The 20652-nt window shown below is 37.2% G+C and carries 18 protein-coding genes, 1 pseudogene and 1 riboswitch; of the genes and pseudogenes, 9 read left to right on the forward strand and 10 right to left on the reverse strand.

Annotated features, from left to right (window positions below; translation table 11 throughout):
- Positions 1-104: 104 nt before the first annotated feature.
- A pseudogene (locus QF004_RS09890) lies at positions 105-240 on the reverse strand (transposase); the annotation flags it as partial.
- 118 nt (positions 241-358) lie between these two features.
- Complete coding sequence (locus tag QF004_RS09895) at positions 359-1654, reverse strand: O-acetylhomoserine aminocarboxypropyltransferase/cysteine synthase family protein (RefSeq protein WP_307425716.1); 1296 nt, start codon at positions 1652-1654, stop codon at positions 359-361.
- A gap of 133 nt (positions 1655-1787) precedes the next feature.
- Positions 1788-1893, reverse strand: a riboswitch (SAM riboswitch).
- Between the two features lie 392 nt (positions 1894-2285).
- On the opposite strand from QF004_RS09895, the gene QF004_RS09900 reads away from it, so the two are divergent.
- The gene (locus QF004_RS09900; protein WP_133438710.1) at positions 2286-2483 is read left to right on the forward strand and encodes a dodecin family protein; all 198 of its coding nucleotides are present in this window, start codon (positions 2286-2288) and stop codon (positions 2481-2483) included.
- A gap of 85 nt (positions 2484-2568) precedes the next feature.
- On the opposite strand, the gene QF004_RS09905 is transcribed toward QF004_RS09900, so the two are convergent.
- Both QF004_RS09905 and panC read right to left on the reverse strand, forming a co-directional pair.
- Positions 2569-3135, reverse strand: coding sequence for a hypothetical protein (locus QF004_RS09905; RefSeq protein ID WP_307425720.1), 567 nt, complete (start codon positions 3133-3135; stop codon positions 2569-2571).
- A 171-nt stretch (positions 3136-3306) separates the two neighbouring features.
- Positions 3307-4155 carry a pantoate--beta-alanine ligase gene (gene panC, locus QF004_RS09910; protein WP_307425722.1) on the reverse strand — a complete coding sequence of 283 codons (849 nt, stop codon included), beginning with the start codon at positions 4153-4155 and terminating at the stop codon, positions 3307-3309.
- Between the two features lie 196 nt (positions 4156-4351).
- Here panC and QF004_RS09915 point away from each other — a divergent pair, with 196 nt between their 5' ends.
- From QF004_RS09915 to QF004_RS09950, 8 genes are all read left to right on the forward strand, one after another.
- A complete protein-coding gene (locus tag QF004_RS09915; protein WP_133438707.1) occupies positions 4352-5122 on the forward strand; it encodes a glycogen/starch synthase in 771 nt (256 codons plus the stop codon).
- Between the two features lie 15 nt (positions 5123-5137).
- Positions 5138-6727, forward strand: coding sequence for a DUF4270 family protein (locus QF004_RS09920; protein ID WP_307425727.1), 1590 nt, complete (start codon positions 5138-5140; stop codon positions 6725-6727).
- Between the two features lie 34 nt (positions 6728-6761).
- Positions 6762-8615 carry a glutamine--fructose-6-phosphate transaminase (isomerizing) gene (gene glmS, locus QF004_RS09925; RefSeq protein ID WP_307425731.1) on the forward strand — a complete coding sequence of 618 codons (1854 nt, stop codon included), beginning with the start codon at positions 6762-6764 and terminating at the stop codon, positions 8613-8615.
- A gap of 107 nt (positions 8616-8722) precedes the next feature.
- Positions 8723-10126: a gliding motility lipoprotein GldK gene (gene gldK / locus QF004_RS09930; protein WP_133438704.1), complete on the forward strand. Its 1404-nt coding sequence runs from the start codon at positions 8723-8725 to the stop codon at positions 10124-10126.
- 46 nt (positions 10127-10172) lie between these two features.
- Positions 10173-10859: a gliding motility protein GldL gene (gene gldL / locus QF004_RS09935; protein ID WP_307425736.1), complete on the forward strand. Its 687-nt coding sequence runs from the start codon at positions 10173-10175 to the stop codon at positions 10857-10859.
- Positions 10860-10910: 51 nt separating this feature from the next.
- The gene (gene gldM, locus QF004_RS09940) at positions 10911-12470 is read left to right on the forward strand and encodes a gliding motility protein GldM (RefSeq protein WP_307425739.1); all 1560 of its coding nucleotides are present in this window, start codon (positions 10911-10913) and stop codon (positions 12468-12470) included.
- 192 nt (positions 12471-12662) lie between these two features.
- Positions 12663-13592, forward strand: coding sequence for a gliding motility protein GldN (gene gldN / locus QF004_RS09945; protein WP_246012507.1), 930 nt, complete (start codon positions 12663-12665; stop codon positions 13590-13592).
- Between the two features lie 101 nt (positions 13593-13693).
- Positions 13694-14725 (forward strand): FAD-binding oxidoreductase, encoded by a 1032-nt coding sequence (locus QF004_RS09950; protein WP_307425742.1) that lies wholly within the window; start codon positions 13694-13696, stop codon positions 14723-14725.
- Positions 14726-14835: 110 nt separating this feature from the next.
- Here QF004_RS09950 and QF004_RS09955 read toward each other — a convergent pair whose 3' ends face one another.
- The 6 genes from QF004_RS09955 to QF004_RS09980 form a co-directional block, all read right to left on the reverse strand.
- Complete coding sequence (locus tag QF004_RS09955; RefSeq protein ID WP_133438699.1) at positions 14836-16152, reverse strand: ABC transporter permease; 1317 nt, start codon at positions 16150-16152, stop codon at positions 14836-14838.
- 30 nt (positions 16153-16182) lie between these two features.
- Positions 16183-17112, reverse strand: a complete 930-nt coding sequence (locus QF004_RS09960; protein WP_133438698.1) for an ABC transporter ATP-binding protein — start codon at positions 17110-17112, stop codon at positions 16183-16185.
- Between the two features lie 335 nt (positions 17113-17447).
- The gene (gene dusB, locus QF004_RS09965; RefSeq protein WP_133438697.1) at positions 17448-18443 is read right to left on the reverse strand and encodes a tRNA dihydrouridine synthase DusB; all 996 of its coding nucleotides are present in this window, start codon (positions 18441-18443) and stop codon (positions 17448-17450) included.
- A gap of 87 nt (positions 18444-18530) precedes the next feature.
- On the reverse strand, positions 18531-18734 hold the full coding sequence (locus tag QF004_RS09970; RefSeq protein ID WP_133438696.1) for a hypothetical protein: 204 nt from the start codon (positions 18732-18734) through the stop codon (positions 18531-18533).
- 2 nt (positions 18735-18736) lie between these two features.
- Positions 18737-19360, reverse strand: coding sequence for a DUF3575 domain-containing protein (locus tag QF004_RS09975; protein ID WP_307425754.1), 624 nt, complete (start codon positions 19358-19360; stop codon positions 18737-18739).
- Positions 19361-19370: 10 nt separating this feature from the next.
- Entirely contained in the window at positions 19371-20543 is a 1173-nt protein-coding gene (locus QF004_RS09980; protein ID WP_307425757.1) for a thioredoxin family protein, read from the reverse strand.
- Positions 20544-20652: the final 109 nt, after the last annotated feature.

Raw genomic sequence — 20652 nt, forward strand, 5'->3', positions numbered from 1 at the left:
TTGTTCTTGTGTAAAGTTCATAAGTCTGTACGTTTATTTGTTGTAATTTAAAAATACAACTTTTTACTTTACACACTTTTTTAGTACAGTATCAAAAGTTGTGTTTATGCAAAAATATTTTGTAGTCTGAATAGAAAAAACGCCCGATCTCTGACTCCTCTGAAGTTGCTTCTGAATTTTTTAATTTTTTGCGTTGAAAGATTCTGCGGATGCATTTGTACTTCGATGATTGAAGTAGTTTTACAAGGAAACTTGAGAAAAATAAAATGGCTAAATTTCCTCTGTTAGATTATAAACTAAATATTTATTAAATAAAAAAAGAGTGAAATTATTCACTCTTTTCTTTTAACTTTAATAATTAAATGATCGAAAAACCTGATTCCAAATCAGCGATAATATCGTCAATATGTTCGATTCCCACACTCAATCTTATTTGGCCTGGGCGAATGCCTGCTTTTTCTTGTTCGGCTTCAGAAAGTTGTTCGTGAGTCGTTGATGATGGATTGATAATCAAAGTTTTCGAATCTCCAACATTCGCAACGTGACTGATCAGGGATAAATGATTAATGAATTTCACAGCGGATTCTTTTCCTCCTTTAATGTCAAAACTAAGCACGCCGCCAAAACCTTTTTTTAAATATTTTTTGGCATTTTCATGATCCGGAAAACTCGATAATCCCGGATATAGTACCTTTTCTACTTTAGGATGATCTTCCAAATAGTCAGCGATGGTTTGCGCATTGCTCACCGTTCTTTCTAAGCGAAGCGACAATGTTTCTAAACCCTGCAACAAAAGAAAAGAATTGAAAGGAGAAATCACAGGGCCGAAATCACGCATACCTTCAACTCTGGCTTTAATGATGAATGCGATATTTCCAAACTGAGAATCTACCCCAAAAACATCTGAAAATACCAAGCCGTGATAACTTTCAGAAGGTTCGGATAATTGCGGAAATTTTCCGTTACCCCAATCGAAATTTCCACCATCAATAATGATTCCGCCTATAGAAGTTCCGTGCCCACCGATCCATTTGGTAGCAGATTCTACCACGATATTCGCACCATGCTTCAGGGGCTGAAAAAGATAACCGCCAGCACCAAAAGTATTATCGACAATTAATGGGATACCGTGTTTTTTGGCAACTTCCGCAATTGCCTCAAAATCCGGGATATTTAAACTTGGATTTCCAATGGTTTCCAAATAAATGGCTTTCGTATTTTCGTCAATCAACCGGTCGAAATTTTCTGGATCATTATTATCTGCGAAGCGCGTTTCTATCCCTAATTTTTTAAAGGAGACTTTGAACTGGTTAAAACTTCCGCCGTATAAATAGGGAGAACTCACGAAATTGTCGCCGTTTTGCAGGATGTTGGTCAATGCTAAAAACTGTGCGGCATGTCCCGAACTTGTTGCCAAAGCGGCGATACCGCCGTGCAAAGCAGCCATTCTTTTTTCGAAAACATCGGTGGTTGGATTCATCAGTCGCGTATAGATATTTCCGAATTCTTTTAACCCAAAAAGATTAGCTGCATGATCTGCATCATTAAAAGTATAGCAGGCGGTTTGATAGAGCGGAACAGCTCGTGAGTTGGTGGTTGGATCTACGGTTTGACCGGCGTGAACCTGTAAAGTTTCAAATTTTAAATTGCTCATATTTTAATTAATTTGTTTTAAATTTTGCAACTTATCCTTTGAAAATACTTGTCGAAAGAGCATAAAAAAAGCTCTTTCGACAAATCAAAAGAGCTTAATATATAGAAATTCTATTTTCTAAATTTTAATATCTGACTTATCTTTCCCGCGCTGGCGAGTTGAATTTTGCACCTTATTTATTTCTAAACAGGTTGCCAAAGTTTCATAGGGTCAATTCCCTCCACTTTTCTGAATAAGTTGCGATGTTTTAAAGAACGTTTAAGACTGCAAATCTATATAAATATTTTGAATTTCCAAAAAATGCCAGTTACATTTTACGTTTTTTTTTTAAACTATTGATTTATAAGTAGATTTAAATAGTAACAGTATTTTTTTATGATTTCGCTTTATTTAAAAAATAGGTATTGTTATTTTATCGTTTAAGCTCAAATTTTGGAGTTGATAATCGCAGATTTCAGAATGACTGGTTCAGATTTGATCATTAATTTTTCTGTTTTTGTCTGGGATTTTTATCTGAGCACCTAATGATTAGATTAAAATTTATTCCTTAATGTATTGTATTAAAGTTTGTTAAATCTTCTTTGGTTTGAAATGTTTAAATTAAATTTAGGGTAACCTAAAAACACCTGTTATGATTGTAAAAGTACTTGAAGTAATTGCTACTTCAGAAATTAGTTTCGATGACGCTGTGAGAAATGCCGTAAAAGAAGTTTCGAGAACCATAAAAAACATCGACAGCGTTTATGTAAAAGATATGAAATGCCATGTGAAAGATGGTGAAATTTCAACTTACGGATGCGTTTGTAAGGTTTCTTTCAGGGTTGAATAATCAGCTATTCGGCAATGAAAAACATCCATTTTGTAGACTCAAAATGGATGTTTTTTATACTGGATTTATGATTTAGCGATTGATTTTAATTTTTTGTTCCCCAAGGCGCGCCTGGTGTTTCAATCGTTTTAGTCAAATCAAATCGTACGGTGAACAAACGGTCGCTTCCGACTCTGCGAAGGTTATAAGTGAAACTTTCACTATCAATGGTGAACCACCAAATATTGGTAGCTGCTTTCGGCAACATCTGGGTGGTATGTGCATCAGCAGGAAACATTTGAAGGTTCTCCAGACCTACATTTGAACTTGTGCCACCATATTGCGTTACTTTTTCTTCGGTCCCGTCGGGATTTCGGTGGTCGTGTTTTAAACTTAAAATTTTATCGGGATTAATATGCAGGACCCACGTTCGGGATTTATCGTCACCTACGAAAAAAGGAATTTTAATCTCTTTTTTTTCACATGACCGAACGTGCATTATGAGTTTTTTGCCGGTAAATCCGTCGCCTTCAGCACCTCCGGAAATTATTTCACCTTCATACGCTTTTCCGCAATGTGCTGCTAATTGTGTCCAGAATTTTTCGGAATTTGTTTTTTCCTGCGCCAGAAAATTGACGGGAAGCAGGAGTGCAAGATAGAGCAGTGCTTTCATGTTTTCGTTTTTGATAAGAGGTTATTAATAAAAAGTTAAACATACAAAAAATCCCCTGAAGATGGATACCCAGGGGAATTTATGAAAAGTATTTATATGTTGTCATTTATTTTTCAAATATTCGGAGTTGAGCATCAATATAAGTACACTCTTTTTTAGGTTTCAAAGAATTTAATCCAAATGCAAATTGTCAATTAACCGCACTGTACCAACATTTACGACGATAAACGCGCGGTACTTTTTATCTTTATAAAAGAAATCGGTTTGTTTTAAAGTTTTTTCATCGGCGATTTCAAAATATTCTAAAGTCATTCCGCGCTGGTCATCAAAAATATCTTTCACGCGTTTATTTATTTCAGGAACGGTAATGACCCGGAACCAGTCATTTACTTTTAACAAAGTATCGTGAATCACTTTGGCTGCATCTCTTTGAACAGGGGTTAGTCTTTCATTTCGAGAACTCATGGCGAGCCCATTTGCTTCCCGATAAATTGGTGCACCGTGGATTTTCACAGGAAGGTGTAGCTGGTCGACCAGCTTTTCGATAATAGCCAATTGTTGATAATCTTTTTCCCCGAAGTAAGCATTGTTGGGTTTTACCTGTCTTAACAGTTCTTCTACTACTGTTCCTACTCCATCAAAATGTCCGGGACGAAACTTACCTTCCATTTCATTTTCCAGACCATCGAAATCATAGGATTTACTTTTTAGTCCGTCTGGATAGAGATCGGCAACTTCTGGCAGATATAAGGCATCAACAATTCCGGTGTTTTTCAGTAGCGCAATATCCCGTTCGGTATCACGCGGGTATTTGGTTAAATCATCAGGATTATTGAATTGAGTAGGATTCACGAAAATGGAGGAAATAACCAGATCGTTTTCTGCGGTGGCTATTTTGTACAGTGAAAGATGGCCTTCGTGTAATGCACCCATTGTTGGAGCAAAACCGATTTTTTTGCCCATTTCTTTCTGTCTTTCGACGTAATCTATAAGTGTTTTTTTGTCTCTGAAAATTTCCATAATTAATTAGATTATCCTTGTAAAAATAACAATTTCCCGCAAACGGGCAGGTAAATTTTTATGATTTTTTTGGAATACTGTCATTTTTTTTGGGTAATAATCTTAATTAATGTTAATTAAAAATTATTACATTAAAATTTCGTAAATTTGCCTTGTAGAATATTCTGCCCAAAAATTTAGAAGAAAGTTAGAATTTATGCCGAACCAAAAGATTTTATATGTAACCACGGAGATGTCTCCTTATCAGGAAGATAACAATATGGCGACAATGGTGAGTAAAATGGCACTCAAAATGCACCAAGACGGAAATGATGTGAGAGTGTTTATGCCAAAATTTGGCCAGATCAGCGAAAGAAAATTTCAATTGCATGAGGTAATTCGTCTATCCGGAATGAATATTATTATTAATGATTTGGATCAACCCCTGATTATTAAGGTAGCATCCTTACCGGGAGAGAGATTGCAGGTTTATTTCATCGACAATGAGGAGTATTTCAAGAGAAAACAATTCTACATCGACGATAAAGGACAGCCTTTCACCGATAATGATGAACGTGCGATTTTCTTTGCCAGAGGAGTGATCGAAACCATCAAAAAGCTTAACTGGGTGCCCGATGTGATTCACCTGAATGGATGGATGGCCTCATTTATACCGGTTTATTTAAAGACTTTTTACAAAAATGATTCTTATTTTAATGATTCAAAAATAGTGCTTTCTGTTTATAATGAAGATAACATGGCATTATCTGAATCTGTAGAAGAAAAAATGAAGTTCGACAATATAACCGGACTAAAAGCGTTTAAGAATCCAAGTTTTCAGAGTTTCGTTATCGAAAGTATCGATATGGTTGATTTAGTAATAAAAGGTGATGAATTCCTTGAAGAGGATCTTAACAAAGCTTTCACCGATACTAAAACGGCCAAATCAGAATATATAGACGCTGATTCAATCAACAAATTATACTAAATCAATTTATATTTAATGATAAGAAATATCCAAGAATTATTCAAAATTACTGCAACATTAGTAATTGGGAGTTTAATTTTAGTGAATTGTGAACCGGATGCAGATCAGTTGGGTTCACAATTTTTTCAAGACGGAGCGAAAGGGAAGGAAGTATCTTACCCCATTATCGCTTATAATTCCAATAATCACGATTCCATAAGAACAGATGCGGCGCGGTTGCAAAGTGCAACTTTGGGCGCTTTTTCGGAGTCTCAATTTGGAATGCAGAAATCTGCATACGTTTCTCAGGTTAGATTATCTGGAGCAAATCCCGATTTTGGAACCAATGCAAAACTGGATTCAGCGGTATTGGTCATTAAGCCGCAGTATGCAGCAGATTCTGTGACTACAGTGACCAATGATAAATATATTTATCCGGAAGGTGCTGTACCGTCGAAAAAAGTTGTCAGTACCTATCCAGTGATTAAATATGGTAATACCAAAATTGGAGGGAAAACGCTTTTGAACTTTAAGGTTTATGAAGTTACCGACTTTTTAGGTTCAAATACGGATGTCGTTTATTCTAACAAAGTTGTGAATACAGGTGCGCAGATTGGCGCAAAAACTTTTGACGGAAATGTTCATTTGGTTAAAGTGACCAAAACGAGTGATAATACAGTATTGTTTGAAAGAAGTGCTGCACTGAGAATCCCTTTAGACAGTGCGTTTTTTGCGAATCAGATTATTAATAAAGCCTCTTCTCCGGAGCTTGCCGATGCAGCTTCATTTATAAGATATTTTAAAGGGATTAAAGTTTCTGTTGATGAAAACGACGGCTATCTTCTTAATTTTGATCCTACTACCACAGAGCTTAATCTTTATTACAAAAATGATAAAGTCACTAATGGAGTAACCACCAGAGAGCAGTCGGTGTACATGATGAATATGGGAGGTTCTAATGCGTTTTTTAATCAGATTGCTTTCAACAGGACAGGAACACCTTCGGCAACTGCTTTAGCGACAACAAACCAAATAACCGGTGATGCAAAGCTTTTTGCACAGGGAATGGGAGGCCCGGGAATTGGTCTTCGGGTTCCAGCTGCAGATGTTGCCAATATCAGAACTTTATTTAACAATAATAAGATTGGTATTATTTCAGCCAAAATCCGTATCTATACTGATGTATCCAGTTGGTCTAATAATTACGCAAAACCTAATTATTTTGTTGTAAGACAAAGAAACTTAGCTCCTAAACCAGGGGAGAAAGAATATCTTGACAATTATTTGCTTGACATGAGTGCTTTAGCAGGCACCGGAATTTATAATTTGGTGAAAGCCTATGATTTGCAAAAAAATCCAGCATACTATGATATTGGAATTACGCAGACCTTTAAAAATATTATTGAAAAACAAGAACGCAATTACGATCTGATATTAAATGTTGGTGCTTATACTACAGATGCCGGAGGTAATTTAGTAGGATCTTTATATCCTTCTTTAGGTGCTCAGAATTTTAATACCAGAAGTTACACCCCTAACAGAGCGGTATTGGTAGGAACCGATCTTACAAATCCAGGCAATGATAAAAGTGCAAGATTGATCCTGACTTACGGACAAAAACAATAATTAGAAAAACAATAACTAAAAAATAAGATATTATATGTGTGGAATTGTAGGATATACTGGTTTTCAGGATGCTTATGAAGTTGTAATCAATGGGCTTCGCAGATTAGAGTATAGAGGATATGACAGTGCGGGAATTGTACTCGAAAATGATAATTCAGTTTTTAGTGTTTCAAAGACGAAAGGTAAAGTAGATGATTTGGTCGCTATTTCAGGAAATTTAGCAGGTACCGCACATATAGGAATGGGGCATACCCGATGGGCAACACACGGGGTTCCAAGTGATAGAAATTCACATCCACATCTTTCAAATAATGAAAAAATCGCTTTGGTTCATAATGGGATTATCGAAAACTATGATACCCTGAAAATTATGTTGACCGAGAAAGGATTTGCTTTTCAGTCAGAAACAGACACAGAAGTATTGGTGAATCTCATCCAATACATTATGGATATTAATGAGGAAATGGATTTCCCTACGGCAGTTCGTTATGCTTTAAATGAAGTTTTCGGTGCGTATGCAATTACAGTGATGCACGAAGATTTTCCCGGAGTATTGGTGGTTGCCAGATTAGGTTCTCCTTTAGCCATCGGTTTAGGAAATAATGAATATTTCATTGCTTCGGATGCTTCTCCTTTTGTTGAATTTACAAAAGAGGCCGTTTATTTAGAAGAAGGTCACATGGCTACTATTTCTTTAGAAAACGGTGTTGACATCAGAAATATTAAAGATAATGTAAAAATTACCCCGGAAGTTCAACAGTTAAAACTGAGTTTGGAGCAGATTGAAAAAGGAGGTTACGAACATTTCATGTTAAAGGAAATTTTCGAACAGCCAAAATCGATTCACGATACTTTAAGAGGCAGACTATTGGTAGAAGAAGGGATCATCAAAATGGCCGGAATCTGGGATAACCTGGAAAGATTAAACCAAGCACAGAAAATCACCATTATCGCTTGTGGTACTTCTTGGCATGCCGGTCTTATCGGAGAATATTTAATCGAGGAGTTTGCAAGAATCCCTGTAGAAGTAGAATATGCTTCGGAATTTAGATATAGAAATCCAATTATTTCTGAAAAAGATATCGTGATTGCAATTTCACAGTCAGGTGAAACTGCCGATACGATGGCCGCTATTAAAATGGCTAAAGAGAGAGGCGCTTTCGTGTACGGAATTTGTAACGTCGTCGATTCCTCCATTTCAAGAGTTACTGATGCAGGCTCTTATACGCACGCAGGACCGGAAATCGGTGTTGCTTCAACAAAAGCGTTTACTGCCCAGTTGACCGTTCTTTCTTTGATTGCTTTAAAATTAGGGAAGCACAACGGACATTTGAGCAATCAGGAGTTCATGAGATTAATCACCGAACTGGATACCATTCCGCAAAAAGTTCAGGAAGTTTTAGAAACCACCCACGAAATTACAAAGGAAATTGCAAAGAACTTTGTTGATGCCCAGAATTTCCTTTATTTAGGAAGAGGATATAATTTCCCTGCTGCGCTGGAAGGAGCTTTGAAGTTAAAAGAAATCTCTTATATTCATGCAGAAGGATATCCTGCAGCCGAAATGAAGCATGGTCCGATCGCTTTGATCGATGAAAATATGCCAATCGTTATTATCGCTCCGAAAAAAGGGCATTATGACAAAATTGTAAGTAACGTTCAGGAAATTAAAGCGCGAAAAGGTAAAGTTATTGCAGTGGTAAACAAGGGTGACACGCAAGTTGCTTCTGTGGCAGATTATGTAATTGAATTCCCGGAAACTTCAGAATGTTTCTCCCCAATTATCGCCTCCGTACCTTTACAATTACTGGCTTATTATATTGCAGTGTACCGAGGAGCCAATGTTGACCAACCGAGAAACCTTGCAAAATCAGTTACTGTTGAATAAAAAGTAAATGATTGTAAAATAATACAGACATTTTTACGTTTTGGAAAAAAAATCATAAATGTTTTTCCAAAAAATTATATATTTACCGCTTAATTTCAATTATTAGAATGAAAAGAGTATTCCTTATATTATTATCAGCTACTGTAGTAATCTCGTGTTCAAAAAGCGGGGGAAGCTCAGCCGGCAAGGGAGGATCCAAAGGAGAGTTGATACCCAGAAACAAATCAAAATCCTTTGTTTCAGAAAGACCTTACGGTATGGTGGCAATTCCTGCCGGGTCTTATGTGATGGGTTTAGCTGATCAGGATTTTACCAATACTCCCGAAAAGGCAACGCTTAAAACGGTTACTGTTTCTTCGTTCTTTATGGATGAAACCGAAATCACTAATGCCGAGTATAGAGTTTTTATTAATTATGTTCGGGATAGTGTCGTGCGCTCTTTATTAGCTGAAGCAGCTGGCGACGGTTCAGGAGCAGGGATTGGTAGTTTTGCCTACGCTTCTAAAAAAGCAGGTACCACTCCCAATGCTTACCAGGAGTTTATGGAGTCCCAGGGGGGAAGAGATGGTTATGACGAGTCTAAAAAATTAGATTGGAGCGTTCCGTTGAAATGGAGAACTTCGGATTATCCGGATGCTCAGTATGCAGAGATTTTAGAATCAGTGTACCTTCCGCCGGCAGAAAGAATCAATAATGAGCGAATTATTGATACCAGAAAACTGAAGTACGCTTACAATTGGGAAGATATTGAGTCTGCAGTTAAAGATAAATCAAGAGGTGCTAAATATTTGAAAAAAGAAAGTATCGCCGTTTATCCCGATACCACGGTTTGGTTAAAGGATTTTAATTATGCATATAACGAACCTCTGTATGATGGCTATTTTTGGCACAGTGCTTACAAAAATTATCCTGTAGTCGGAGTAACCTGGGATCAGGCAAGAGCGTTTTGTAATTTTAAATCAAAGTTAAAATCCGATTATAACGAATCTTTGAAAAAGAAAAAGCAAAAAGCAATGTCATTCCGTCTTCCGACTGAAGCTGAATGGGAATATGCGGCCAGAGGAGGTAAAGAGAACGCAACCTATCCTTGGGGTGGGCCTTATCTGCAAGATGACAGAGGATGTTATTTGGCAAACTTTAAACCGAAAAGAGGTAATTATATCGAAGATGAAAAGAAAGGAACGTACACCTATACTGCTCCCGTAAAGAAATTCCCTAAAAACGGATTTGGGCTTTATGATATGGCAGGGAACGTTGCAGAATGGACGGAATCTCCTTACAATAATTCAACTTACCAGTTTGCGTCTACCTTGAATCCTTATTTGTCCAATCAAGCATACAGAGAGCCTCGGAAAACAGTACGCGGTGGATCTTGGAAAGATATCGGTTATTTGTTAATGACCGGATCTAGAGATTACGAGAGAAAAGATTCGGCAAGAAGTTATATTGGTTTTAGAACAGTTCAGGATATTCCTGAGGGAACTGCTAAATACAAGAAGAGAACAAATTAAAAAAAAAACAGTAATTACTTAATAACCACTAATAAAATCATAGCACATGTTTAAAACTAAAGAAGCAACTTATAATTTCATCTACTCAATTGGGGCTGCAATCGTAATTTTAGGAGCACTTTTCAAAATGACCCACTGGAGTATTGGTCCGCTTACAGGTAATGTAACTTTGGCGATCGGTTTGATTACTGAGGCGGTTATTTTTACGATCTTCGCATTTGATGCTCCAAAATCTGAAGAATCTTATGCTTGGGAAAACGTGTATCCGGAACTTTTAGATAGCCATGCCACTCCAAATCCAAAACATTCTTCCGGTGCAATGCAATTGGCAGAAGTGAAAGAACTGGAGATTTCTTTATCAGATAAATTAGATAAAATGCTTGCTGATGCTAAATTGGATGTAAACTTATTTGACCGGTTAAGAACAGGAATCGAAAAATTCTCAAGTTCTGTAGATCAAATCAATCAAACAGTGGATGTTAGTGGTTCTACCGCAAAATATAACGATCAGCTGATGTTGGCAGCAAGTCATCTTGAAAGCATGAATGCATTATACGCACTTCAGTTGGAGCACGGAAAAACGCAAACTGAATATAGCAAAAAGTATGTAGAAGACATGCAGAAATCTGCTTTACATTCAGAGAAATTTAACGAAGAATTATCAGGATTAACTTCTAACCTTAATAGTCTTAACAGAGTTTACGGCGGAATGCTTAGCGCAATGAAATCATAGTTTTCTTACCATTTATATTTAAAATTTAAACTATTAACAAAATTTATTAAAATGGCACAAGGAAAACAGACACCTCGTCAGAAGATGATCAACTTGATGTATTTGGTTTTCATTGCGATGCTTGCAATGCAGATCGATCAGGAAATCATCAGATCATATAAAGATACGACCGGTTCTTTGGAAGAGACCAGGGTGTTGACGGAGAGTAATAATGCGATATTTAAAAAGACTCTCGAAGTAAAAGCTGAAAAATCTCCAGAAACATTTACTGCACCTCTGGATAACTATAAAGGACTGGAAGCGAAAGCTGACGATTTAGTGGGATCAATCGAAGAGTTAAAAAGAAATTTAAGTAAGGACGCAGAATACGATACTAAAAATGAAATTCAGGAAAGTTTTGCTGCACTAAATAATACAGAACCTTCTACCAATATGTTTTTTGTTGGAGGCGATGAAACAAAACCATCCAAAATAGCACTTGATTTAAAAACAAAGATTGATGCTTTTAGAAATTATGTAAACCAGACTTTCGGGTCAAACCAGTTGATGAAAGCTTTGGTTGACAGAACGAATCAACAAATGATTTCGGAGTTTGCAAAACCTAAAAACAATAAAAATTTCAATCAATATAAATTTTATAACCAGCCTTTAATTGCTGCCTTATCGAATTTAGAAGTAATCCAGTCTTCTGCAAGAGGAATTCAGGGTGATGCTTTATCGGTAATGCTTCAGGAAAAAGTGGATGCAGATATCAAGTTTGATGCTTACTCTGCGATTGTCTCCGCACCGGCAACGGTTATTCAGGGAGAACCGGCACAGGGTAAAGTCGCCATCGGTAACTATTCCAGCAATGTTCCGGGATTATCGATGCCAGGTTTGACCGTTGAAAATGGTCAGGGAATTAAGAATTTAGAAACAGGTACATTAGGTGAAAAAACCTTTAGCGGAGAAATTTCATTTACCGACGTAAACGGCAAAGTCATTCCTTTAAAATACAACCATACTTATAAAGTAATCGCTGGTGCACAGGAATTGAAAGCACAAAAAGGAGCACTTGTAACTGCCGATAAAATGAATGTGCTGTACCGTGGATTGCCGAATCCAATTTCAGGATCAATCTTAGGAGCAGATATGTCAGGGATTTCTTTATCTGCACCGGGAGCATCTGTAAGCGGAGGCGGAGGAAAATGGACCGTTACACCTGGAGGTGGAAGCACGGTGACCTTAACGATTTCAGGACGTGATCCGAAAGGTGGTGTTATTTCACAGGCATTCCCTTTCAGAATTAAAAGTGTGCCGGCGCCAGTTGGACAAATTCAGGGAAATTATGTGGTTTCGATGCCTGCAAGTTCAATCCCGAACCAAAAAGTTTCTGTAGTGATGCCGGACTTCGATTTCCCGGTAAGTTTTACCGTAAACAGTTTTATGTTTAGAGTACCAGGAAAAGCGGGAATGTTGATTAATGGAAACTCACTGAGTTCTGTAGCGAATCTCACGAAAAATCTTCGTAACGGGGATATTGCGTATGTATATAATATTAATGCAACAGCGACTGGCCTTGGTGGACAAACTTTAAAACAGATTCCTCCGGTAGTAATAAACGTACAATAATTACGTTATTGATTTGATAGTATATCTTGTCATTAGTATAAATAATTTAGAATGAAAAAATTCATATTGATAGTGCTTGCTCTGAGTTTCAGCGCAGTTGGAGCACAAACCAAGAAAAAACCAAAAAAGAAAGCTGCGCCTAAAAAGACAGTTGCTGCAAAACCTGTGGAACAGGCGGAGCCGGTTGCACAAATGCCTGCGGAATATCAGGGGGAGTCGGTAGATGATACACCAATTAATTCAATGTCTATTTTAAATGCGAAATCTCCGGAATCCTTTAGAAAATATAGAGATTTGAACTTAATCAAGCAGGGTGACTCTATGGTTTCTAACAAAATTACTCCTTTAGAATATGGATTTATTGAAGATAAAGACATTTTGAAGAGTATGGTGGTGTGGGAAGTCATCGATATGAATGATAAGATCAATCAGCCTTTTTATCATAACGAAGATGGATTGGTCTCAGAAAACAAATCACTTTATCAACTTTTGTTTGATGCTATCAACGACGGCAGAATCAAAGAAGTGTATGATGATGAAATGTTCCAGACAAGATTAAGACCAGATGCAATTCAGTCCCGTATTAAAAACGAGGTGATGAGCAACGCAGGAATTGACCGGATTAATGAAGCCGGTAAATTGACTGCCGAGGAAATGAAGGAGTTCACCAATGTGTATGAAACCAAAACTGAAAATGTAAAGGTTTTAAAAATTAAAGGAATGTGGTATATCGACCGTAGAGATAGCCAGATGAAATACAGATTACTTGGGATTGCAGCAATGGGCCAGGATCCTTCATTGATGGGACAGTTTGGGCCAGACGGTCAGCCGCTTGCTTCTAAGGATGAACTGATTGACCTGTTCTGGGTGTATTATCCAGATGCAAGAAATGTTTTAGCGAACGCCGTGGCTTTTAATAATAAAAATCTTTCTTCTGATATTTCTTTTGATGATTTATTAAATGCAAGAAGATTCTCCAGCATTATCTATAAATCAGATAATGGTTTAGGAAATGGGATCATCAAGGATTATATCCCGAATGATGCCGACGAGCAGTTAGAAGAAAGCGAAAGAATCAAAGCGCAAATCCTGCAAATGGAAAGCGACATGTGGAATTATTAAACAATTCCTTTGAAGATAAACAAAAACCTGAGTACCTTTACTCAGGTTTTTTTTGAACTTATACTGAGTTCAAAAATCCCTTTTTATCAATTAAATTATCAATGAAAAATGTAGATTATATTATCGTTGGCGACGGCTACGCTGCTTTCTTTTTTGCCCATCAGCTAATTCTTCATCAAAAATCTTTTGTTTTGTTTTCTGCGGATAAAAAAGGAGCTTCTCAAGTTTCCGCGGGAATTGTGAATCCTTTGGTGTTAAAGAAATTTACCACATTTTGGCTGGCTGCGGAGCAAATAGAATTTTTGACCAAAACAGTTTCGGAAATTGAAACTTATACCGGTGAAAATTATTTAATTCAGGAAAAAATCCACCGTATTTTTCATGATGAAAGAGAAAAGGATTTATGGTTAATGAAAGCGGAAACCGATGAACTGAAACCCTTTCTAAATCCAGATTTCGAAACGCTGGAAACCATTATAAATCCATTTGGGACCGGCGAGGTAAATCAATCTGCCCGTTTGGATGTTAATGGTTTTTTCAAAGGAATCTCGGCCTATTTGCAGGACAATGAAAGGGTAGTGAAAGAAAAATTTAATTATTCTAAAATTCAAGGCTCAACTTATGACGGATTTAATTTTAAAAATATTGTCTTTTGTGAAGGAATGGGCGTCAGAGAAAATCCTTTTTTTGCCGATATTCAGGTGATTGCAAACAAAGGTCATCATTTAAAAGTGAAACTGTCAGAAAAAATGAAGCATCAATATACTTTAAAGAAAAAGCATTTTCTGTTCCCTTTAAATAATGATATCTACTATTACGGAGGAACTTATGATCCCAACGAACGGGAAAATGAAATCGATGATTTTAAAACTGAAGAATTGAAAGAAGGACTTTCTGCTTTCTATCCGCATGATTTTGAAGTTGAAGAAGTGAATTACGGTTTCCGTCCGACAGTAAAAGACCGTCGGCCTATTATCGGAAATCTTCTTGAACACCAAAATTATTATATTTTCAACGGTTTAGGAGCGAGAGGTATTCTCAATGGCTGCTATTTTTCCAAAGAATTGTATGAGCACATCGAAAATGGCCGCGAGTTAATGAAAGAAGTTGATTTGAAAAGATTTAATAAATAAATTTAAAGATCAGAAATGAAAAACGCCGCAGTAATTGCGACGTTTCTTATTGGTAGGAACTTTCCTGTAATTTTTACTAACATCTAACATCTAACATCTACATCCAACACCTAGCTTCTGATCCATTTCCAAAGTTCCTTTGCGGTCGCTTTATTTCCGTACATTAAAATGCCGACACGGTACACTTTTGCAGCAATATAAATCATTAATAAAGTGGAAACTAAAAGCAAGGAAGCGGAAAGTATAATTTGCCAAACCGGCACTCCAAAAGGAATCCTGGCAATCATCGCAACAGGTGAAGTAAACGGAATCATCGACAACCAAAAGCCAAGCGGGCCTTCAGGATTATTCATGATCGTGAAACTTCCGTACATTCCCACCATCAGTGGAATGATGGCAAACATGGTGAACTGCTGGGTTTCTGTTTCGTTATCAACTGCAGAACCAATTGCCGCGTACATCGAGCTGTAGAAAATATATCCGAGCAGAAAGAACACGATAAATACGCCGATAATCAACGCGACATTCATGTCTAAAAGAATATGGGAAACTTCTCCGGCGATTTGCTGAAAGTCAAATTTCTGCATCATTTCTGCTGACTGCTCTCCGCCGGGAATCTGATTGTTCATCGCGGCAAATCCTGTATTCAGAAATAAGGCTCCGATTACAGACATCGTAATCCAGATGCTGAACTGCGTTAATGCAACCAAAGTTACGCCCAGAATTTTTCCCATCATCAATTCAAATGGTTTTACCGACGAAATGATGATTTCGACCACACGGTTGTTTTTTTCTTCTAAAACACTGCGCATCACCCGAACTCCATAAATAATGATGAACATAAAAACGGCGTACATGAGAACCATCGCCAAGCCGGATTTTACGCCGAACGATAAATCATTATCAGAACTTTTATTATCCACCACATTCTGAGTATTCAGTTCAAAATTTGCATCCAGATTTTTCATCTGGTTTTCAGAAATGCCCAGCGTTTTTATCTTTTCTTTCCGTATGATTTTAGCGAGGTCCGATGCTACTTTTGTTTTGGTGTCGAAACCTATTTTCTTATTAATTAATAACTTAGAATCTTTTTGTAACCCGTCGTAGTTTTGATTTTTCAGTTCCGGAATAATCAGTAAACCTTCAATGCCATCCATATCTTTCAGCGTAGCAACGAGAGATTTTTCGTTTACAGCTGGCACAAATACATATTTAATTTTATCGGTACTTTTGAGATTTCCTACAAAAAGTCCGCTTTTGTCAACCACGTTGAAGGTGCTCGTACTTTCATTCGCTTTAAACATAAAAGCAATCAAAGCGGCAAAACCAATCATCAGAACCGGTGCTAAAAGCGTCAAAATAACAAAAGATTTTTTCTTAACCTGCGTCAGATATTCTCTCTTGGTAATCAGGAATATATTTTTCATAAATATTTTTAATTAAAGTTTTAGTCCGGATTATAAAGAGAATTCCGGTTTTTCAGTCCCACTTACCGCATTGATGAAGACTTCGTTCATGCTCGGAATTTTCTCATCAAACGAACGGATTTTTCCAACTTTCATCAGTTCATTCAATAACAGATTTTGATCTTTATCATTTTTCAAATCGAATGACACCAGTTGATTTTCTGTGGAATAATTCTGGATTTCAAACTGACTGTTAAATTGAGTAAATCTTTCCTGATCCACTTCAGCTAAAGTAACATTGAAAATATTTTTCTTGAACTGTTCTCTGACATCAAATACTTTTCCGTCTAAAACTTTTCTTGATTGGTTGATCAGTGCGACATAATCACACATTTCCTCCACACTTTCCATGCGGTGAGTAGAGAGGATAATCGTCGTTCCGTTCTTCTTTAAATTAAGGATTTGATCTTTAATTAAATTCGCATTCACAGGATCGAAACCCGAAAAAGGTTCATCCAGAATCAATAATTTCGGCCGGTGCAAAACCGTCACTACAAACTGAATTTTCTGTGCCATTCCTTTTGAAAGCTCACTCAGTTTTTTCTTCCACCACTGGTCGATTTCCAATTGCTCAAACCAATATTTCGCTTCTTTTAATGCGTCATTTTTGGTCATTCCTTTGAGTTCGCCGAAATATAAAAGTTGGTCGCCCACGGTCATGTTTTTGTACAGACCGCGCTCCTCGGGCATATACCCAATTTGGCGGATATGGTCGGGATTCAGTTTTTGTTTATTGATATAAACATTACCGGAATCGGCTTGTGTAATCTGATTGATGATTCTGATGAAAGTGGTTTTTCCTGCACCGTTCGGACCTAAAAGTCCATAAATACTGGCTTCCGGAACATCTATGGAGAAATCCTCTAACGCCAGTTTTTTACCGGCGTTATAGGTTTTAGTAACGTTTTCTGCTTTGAGCATCGAAATAATTTTAAATGATTAGTCCTTTAAATAAGGCAAAAGTTACGGAAATTAAGACAAATTTTCAGAAGCCGTCTCGTCCTCAAGACGGGATGCTTTCAGTACCCGCTTTTTACGGATTCTCCCAATCGCTAAATGCCATCTGGAAATCTGTAAAAGAAGCTCAAAAATGCCGTACAATCAGGGCTATGTAGAAGTTTTGGTGTAATTCCGTAATCGGGTGTTTGAGTGAAAAGTAAGAAAACACTTGTTTGTTCAAATACTCGATAATAACCCAAACACTGAATTACAAACTTGGCTCTTTTTACTTTTACCTTGGCTCTTTAAGACTAATATTAATTCACAAAGTCAAAATTCCTGTAAAAAGCATCTGCTTCTGCGATCACAGCATCCATTTCTTCTAAAGTGAAAACCTCCAAAAACTGACGTCGGAAATCTTTAAAATGGGGAATGCCGCGGAAATAATTACTGTAATGTTGGCGCATTTCAATCAGTCCAAGCCGTTCGCCTTTCCAGTCTTTGGACCATTCAGCGTGTTGTCTTACGGCTTCCAGTCTTTCGGTAATGGTAGGTTCAGGAAGGAGTTCTCCAGTTTTGAAGAAATGTTTTACTTCATTGAAAATCCAGGGGTAACCAATTGCACCACGACCGATCATGATGCCGTCACAGTCGAATTTATTTTTATATTCCCACGCTTTTTGCGCAGAATCGATATCACCGTTTCCGAAAATTGGGATTTCGATATTGGGATTATTTTTTACCGCATGAATGTAATTCCAGTCGGCTTCTCCTTTGTACATTTGAGCACGCGTTCTTGCATGAATCGTCAAAGCTTTTACTCCGGCTTCCTGCAGTCTTTCGGCAACTTCCATAATGTTGATGCTTTCTGTATCCCAGCCTAACCGCGTTTTTACCGTTACAGGAAGATGGGTGGAATTTACCACAGCTTTGGTAAGTTTAATCATCAGATCAATATCTTTCAGAACGCCGGCGCCGGCTCCTTTACAAACTACTTTTTTTACCGGACAGCCAAAATTAATATCGACGAGATCAGGATTTACGGCTTCTACAATTTTTGCTGAAAGTGACATCGCTTCTTCATCGCCGCCGAAAATCTGAATTCCAACCGGTCTTTCGTAATCGAAAATATCGAGTTTCTTCATGCTTTTCATCGCATCGCGAATTAATCCTTCGGAAGAAATAAATTCAGAATACATCAAGTCTGCACCGTGCATTTTACATAACTTTCGAAAGGGTGGATCCGAGACATCCTCCATTGGTGCGAGCAACAATGGGAATTCGGGCAGTTCTATATTTCCGATTTTTATCATGGTGCAAAGATATTAATTATGAAAGGAAAAACAGGAGCGGTTTGTTATAAAAAAAAACAGACCTCAGCTGAAGTCTATTTTACTTTTTTAATCAAAGTCGTGGTGGGTGTCGTCTTTCGAGTTTTTATAAACAAACCACATTCCGATGGTTAAGCCGATGACTCCTGCAACAGCAGTCATCAGGGCACGTTCTGTTTTGTCTGGCTGCGTATTTCCGATATAATTAAACAGGAATAAGATGATGAAGGTCAGTACGGCAATGACCGCAAATTTTGTACTTTTTATATTCATGATTATAATTTATAGCCGATCATTATTCCACCTCGGTACGGGATCCATTCGCCGCTTTTGTCCCAGCGGCGGCCATCGTAATCATAACGGATTCCCAATTCTTTGTGATATCCTTTATAAAAACCCTGCGAACTGCCGGCTCCTAAATACAGATCCATATTCCACCGGTCACTCAACTGAAACTGATATCCGACTGTTGCTCCTAGAATAACAGCAAAACCGTCTTGGTAAAGATCTTTGCTATTATAAATTGGTGACTCGGGAGTGAACTGAGAAATACCGTCGCCCCAATAATTGAATTTTTGAATGATAAAGCGTGCTGCCGAAATATTAGCGCCTACATACCAATGTTTAAAAGCTTCGTCAAAATAATATCTGCCATCGAAACCCATCATATAAATCTGGGCATATTTCCCCATAAATGATTTCCAGGGCGATATAAAAACATCGGCTTGCAGTGTTATCCTTTCTTTTAATTGGAATTCTGCACCGGCATTTAACATTCCAAGCGGAAGAAAAAGAGCATTTCCTTTGAGGAAGATATTTTTAGCAGTTTCAGTATTTTGGTTTTGAGCATTACCCAAAAAACCAATTAAGAGGGCAAATAGCAGAATTATCTTTTTCAAAATCAGTAATTTATTTTAAATTTTCTAAAAGCTGTAGGGCTGCAGAAGAATCTTTCCCTTGTTGTTGGGCCAGGTTTTTAGATATTTCGGCATATATTTTTGCATTTTCATTCTTTCCTGTTTTTTGGTAGATTTTGGCAAGAATATAAGTGTTTTCTGCGTTTTCAGATTTCATTACTGATTTTTCTGCCCATTCTTCGGCTTTTTTTAAGGAGGTTTTATTGTCCACATGCTCACTGAAAATCCAGGCTGCTTTCAATAATTCTTCAGGAGCGAAATCCTCTGCATTTTTATAATAGAGTAAGGCCGCTTTTTCATATTCCTTAAAATTGCCGACATTGGGATAATAAATAATTTTCATTCTATTCAACGCCGTTTCTGCCTCTGCTTTTCCCACTAAAGGAATTGCGTTTTGGTAAAAATAATCGTCATTGATAATTCCTGAATTTTGATCCAGAGAATTTTCCATTATTTTAGAAATTTTAATATTCACATCAAACTGGTTGTAAATATCTTCAGACATTTCTTTAACGATATTTGCTTTTCTGTCCTTAAAAACCTGGTAATTCGGGTCGCCCGGCGTTTTTACGAAATACAGCAGCAATCCGATGTCGTCTCTTGTAAGTTCCTGGTCTTTTTTTAATTTAAAATAACGCTCGGAAACTTTCTTTGCCAATTCGTAATCGGTCTGTGCATTCTGGCGCATCATGTTTAATAAAAATGCGGGATCACTTTCTCCTTTTTCAAAAAGTTCTTTTGGATTACTGTTTACTAATAAAGGATTATTCGCTTCTTTCGCAATTGCGATAAAATCTTCTTCTCCCATATAACCGTAGTTTTTCATCACCACATCGCCATCACCGTTTAGAAAGAGAAAACTGGGATAGGAGCGGATCTGATATTTTAAGGCGATATCCCGGCCTTCTCCCACTTCCATGTCGAATCTTGCATTAATGAAATTGGCATTGTAATATGCTTTTACGGCGGGAAGGGTAAAGATGTTTTTCTCCATTAATTTACAGGGTCCGCACCAGGAAGCGTAAGCATCCATAAAGACCAGTTTTTTTTCGCGTTTTGCTTTTGCTAAAACTTCTTTGAAACTGGTGTTTTCAAAATTAATCGACTCTTGAGAAAATGATATCAAGAAAATAAGTAAGAAAAAGAAAGTGAGCGTTTTTTTCATTTTAATAAAATTCGGTGCGAAGTTAATTATAATATTATAAAAGGGAGTTAAAATAGGAGCTGAATTAAAGTGATCTGAGCATTTGAGTTAAAAAATGCGGAACAAAAGA

This window comes from Chryseobacterium sp. MDT2-18 (genome assembly GCF_030815285.1).
Taxonomy (GTDB): Bacteria; Bacteroidota; Bacteroidia; order Flavobacteriales; family Weeksellaceae; genus Kaistella; species Kaistella salivictor.

Excerpts from the sequence above, each read along its gene's own strand:
- QF004_RS09895 (WP_307425716.1), bottom strand. The coding sequence starts at position 1,654 with ATGAGCAATTTAAAATTTGAAACTTTACAGGTTCACGCCGGTCAAACC.
- dusB (WP_133438697.1), bottom strand. The coding sequence starts at position 18,443 with ATGATAAAAATCGGAAATATAGAACTGCCCGAATTCCCATTGTTGCTC.
- panC (WP_307425722.1), bottom strand. The coding sequence starts at position 4,155 with ATGGAAATTTTCAGAGACAAAAAAACACTTATAGATTACGTCGAAAGA.
- glmS (WP_307425731.1), top strand. The coding sequence starts at position 6,762 with ATGTGTGGAATTGTAGGATATACTGGTTTTCAGGATGCTTATGAAGTT.
- gldM (WP_307425739.1), top strand. The coding sequence starts at position 10,911 with ATGGCACAAGGAAAACAGACACCTCGTCAGAAGATGATCAACTTGATG.
- QF004_RS09900 (WP_133438710.1), top strand. The coding sequence starts at position 2,286 with ATGATTGTAAAAGTACTTGAAGTAATTGCTACTTCAGAAATTAGTTTC.
- QF004_RS09960 (WP_133438698.1), bottom strand. The coding sequence starts at position 17,112 with ATGCTCAAAGCAGAAAACGTTACTAAAACCTATAACGCCGGTAAAAAA.
- QF004_RS09970 (WP_133438696.1), bottom strand. The coding sequence starts at position 18,734 with ATGAATATAAAAAGTACAAAATTTGCGGTCATTGCCGTACTGACCTTC.
- QF004_RS09915 (WP_133438707.1), top strand. The coding sequence starts at position 4,352 with ATGCCGAACCAAAAGATTTTATATGTAACCACGGAGATGTCTCCTTAT.
- QF004_RS09950 (WP_307425742.1), top strand. The coding sequence starts at position 13,694 with ATGAAAAATGTAGATTATATTATCGTTGGCGACGGCTACGCTGCTTTC.
- QF004_RS09920 (WP_307425727.1), top strand. The coding sequence starts at position 5,138 with ATGATAAGAAATATCCAAGAATTATTCAAAATTACTGCAACATTAGTA.
- QF004_RS09980 (WP_307425757.1), bottom strand. The coding sequence starts at position 20,543 with ATGAAAAAAACGCTCACTTTCTTTTTCTTACTTATTTTCTTGATATCA.
- QF004_RS09955 (WP_133438699.1), bottom strand. The coding sequence starts at position 16,152 with ATGAAAAATATATTCCTGATTACCAAGAGAGAATATCTGACGCAGGTT.
- gldL (WP_307425736.1), top strand. The coding sequence starts at position 10,173 with ATGTTTAAAACTAAAGAAGCAACTTATAATTTCATCTACTCAATTGGG.
- gldK (WP_133438704.1), top strand. The coding sequence starts at position 8,723 with ATGAAAAGAGTATTCCTTATATTATTATCAGCTACTGTAGTAATCTCG.
- QF004_RS09905 (WP_307425720.1), bottom strand. The coding sequence starts at position 3,135 with ATGAAAGCACTGCTCTATCTTGCACTCCTGCTTCCCGTCAATTTTCTG.
- gldN (WP_246012507.1), top strand. The coding sequence starts at position 12,663 with ATGCCTGCGGAATATCAGGGGGAGTCGGTAGATGATACACCAATTAAT.